The 2,669-nt window shown below is 70.6% G+C and carries 4 protein-coding genes; all 4 read left to right on the top strand.

Going from position 1 to position 2,669, the window contains the following annotated elements; translation table 11 throughout:
* Positions 1-230: 230 nt before the first annotated feature.
* A complete protein-coding gene (gene rimP / locus SACSA_RS0112485; RefSeq protein WP_019816270.1) occupies positions 231-770 on the top strand; it encodes a ribosome maturation factor RimP in 540 nt (179 codons plus the stop codon).
* Entirely contained in the window at positions 767-1,810 is a 1,044-nt protein-coding gene (nusA, locus tag SACSA_RS0112480; RefSeq protein WP_019816269.1) for a transcription termination factor NusA, read from the top strand. Before rimP ends, nusA begins: the two co-directional genes overlap by 4 nt.
* A 23-nt stretch (positions 1,811-1,833) precedes the next feature.
* A complete protein-coding gene (locus SACSA_RS24645; RefSeq protein WP_083940243.1) occupies positions 1,834-2,196 on the top strand; it encodes a YlxR family protein in 363 nt (120 codons plus the stop codon).
* Positions 2,197-2,283: 87 nt separating this feature from the next.
* Positions 2,284-2,669 (top strand): translation initiation factor IF-2 N-terminal domain-containing protein (locus SACSA_RS26815; RefSeq protein ID WP_232212943.1); only part of this gene is annotated, 386 nt, incomplete at its 3' end.

The following is a 2,669-nucleotide window of genomic DNA, read 5'->3' as shown; positions in this document are numbered from 1 at the left end:
CGGTCCACGAAACCGGACTCGCACGCGGCGAGGGCGCCCGTCGCGGGCACGGTCAGTGCCGTCGCGGCCACCACGCGCAGCAGGGCACGCCGGTTCAGCGCATGTCGGGGTGTCACGACACGCATCCTGCCAGGCCCGGCCGAGCCGGGTGCCCGACGCCCGGCGCGACGCGGCGGGGGCACGATAAGCTGAACCACCACTTCAGAACAAGGACAACAGGGAGCATCACGGTGCCCAACGAACTCGCCAGCAGGCTGGAGCCCCTCGTGGCCGAGGCCGTCGCGGCCGCGGGTTTCGATCTCGACGCGCTGGACGTGCAGCAGGCAGGACGGCGCAAGCTGGTGAAGGTCGTGGTCGACGGGGAGGACGGCGTCGAACTCGACGAGGTCGCCGAGATCAGCAGGGCGGTGTCCGCGGTGCTCGACGAGTACGAGCATCTCATCGCGGGCGCCTACACGCTGGAGGTGACCTCGCCCGGTCTCGACCGGCCGCTCACGCGGCCCCGGCACTGGCGCAGAGCGAGATACCGTCTCGTGCGCGTGACGCCCGTCGACGGGGCGCCGTACGTGGGCCGTGTCGGCGAGGCGGGGGACGAGTCGGCGCGGATACTGGTCGACGGACAGATCCGCGATGTGCGGTACGCCGACGTGCACAGCGCCGTCGTCGAGGTCGAGTTCAAGCAGCCACCCGCGGGTGATCTGAAGCTGCTTGAGGACGACGCGTACGGGAAGATCGATGAAGGTGCCGGATCGAAGGAGGAGCCGAGGTGAACGTCGACATCGCGGCGTTGCGCGCGATCGAACGGGACAAGGACATCCCCTTCGAGACGGTGCTCGAGGCGATCGAGAGCGCGCTACTGACCGCCTACAAGCACACCGAAGGGCATCAGCCCCGCGCGAAGATCGACATCGACCGTAAGACGGGCTTCGTCCGGGTGCTGGCGCACACTCTCGACGAGCACGGCGAGATCGCCGAGGAGTGGGACGACACCCCGGAGGGGTTCGGCCGCATCGCGGCGGCGACCGCGCGGCAGGTCATCCTCCAGCGGCTCCGCGACGCCGAGCACGAGAAGACCTACGGTGAGTTCTCCGCCCAGGAGGGCGAGATCGTCGCGGGCGTCGTGCAGCGTGACGCGAAGGCCAACGCGCGGGGCATGGTGGTCGTGCAGGTCGGGGAGACCGAGGGCGTGCTGCCCGCGGCCGAGCAGGTGCCCGGCGAGGTCTACGAGCACGGTTCCCGGCTGAAGGCCTACGTCGTCGGGGTCGCGCGCACCCTCCGCGGTCCGCAGATCACGCTGTCGCGGACCCACCCGAACCTGGTGCGCAAGCTCTTCGCGCTGGAGGTCCCCGAAATCGCGGACGGGACCGTGGAGATCACCGCCGTGGCCCGCGAGGCGGGGCACCGCTCCAAGATCGCCGTGCGTTCCACCGTGCCGGGCGTCAACGCCAAGGGCGCCTGCATCGGGCACGTCGGCGGACGGGTGCGCAACGTGATGAGCGAGCTCGGGGGTGAGAAGATCGATATCATCGACTACTCCGACGACCCGGCCGAGTTCGTCGGGAATGCGCTCTCGCCCGCGAAGGTTGTCTCCGTAGGGGTGGTCGACGAGCGGGCCAAGACGGCCCGGGTCGTCGTCCCCGACTTCCAGTTGTCCCTGGCCATCGGCAAGGAAGGGCAGAACGCGCGGCTCGCGGCGCGTCTGACCGGATGGCGGATCGACATCCGCAGTGACGCGGCCCCCGAGACGGGGCAGCGCCAGGTGGAGCCGACCGAGACACCGCACGTGGCGGCCACCGGTTCCGCCGACTGATTGACCAAGGTCTAAACTGGGTTGTGGTGCGACACCCACAGCCGATCTCGACACGCCGGGAACGCGGAACCTCCCCGGTCCGCACGTGTGTCGGGTGTCGGCGCCGGGCGTCGGCCGGTGAGCTGGTCCGCGTGGTCGCGACGGACGGGCGGCTGGTCGTCGACGAACGGCGACGGCTCCCCGGCCGCGGCGCGTGGTTGCACCCTGATCCGGGGTGCCTGTCCCGCGCCGAGCGGCGGAGGGCGTTTCCCCGAGCCCTGCGGGCGACGGGGGTGCTCGACGCGGCGGGTGTGCGGCATCATGTGCACCGGCTCACCGAGAGCTGTACGGGTACGGGGAGTTCTCGTGCCCAGACCGGAACAAGGAAGCAGGTCGACCCGTCATGAGTCAGCCGTGAAGCTGAAGCCATGAACGCGCGACGATAGGACGAGGTCTGCGGGTTTCGCCGCCGACCTCATCAGTTGAGGAGAGCAGTGGCAGGCAAAGCCCGCGTGCACGAGCTCGCGAAAGAGCTCGGCGTCACGAGCAAGGAAGTACTCGCCAAGCTGAAGGAGCAGGGCGAGTTCGTGAAATCCGCGTCCTCCACGGTCGAGGCGCCCGTCGCCCGGCGGCTGCGGGACGCGTTCACCGGAGGGGACGGCAAGACCTCCGACAAGGCCTCCGGCGGCAAGGGCCGGGGCCCGAAGCCGACGCCGCCGAGCGGAAACGGCAACGGCGCGGCTCCCGCGCCGCCGAAGCCGTCGGCCCCGTCGCAACAGCAGACGCAGGAGCAGCAGGCTCCGCAGGCCCAGCAGCCCCGGCAGGAGGCTCGACCGCAGCAGGACAGGCCCGCGCCCAAGCCGGGCCCGAAGCCCGGTCC

Origin of the sequence: Saccharomonospora saliphila YIM 90502, from assembly GCF_000383795.1 — a bacterium.
Classification (GTDB): domain Bacteria; phylum Actinomycetota; class Actinomycetes; order Mycobacteriales; family Pseudonocardiaceae; genus Saccharomonospora; species Saccharomonospora saliphila.
The sequence above is the reverse complement of the archived record's forward strand: the minus strand, read 5'-3'. Positions and strand labels throughout refer to the sequence as shown.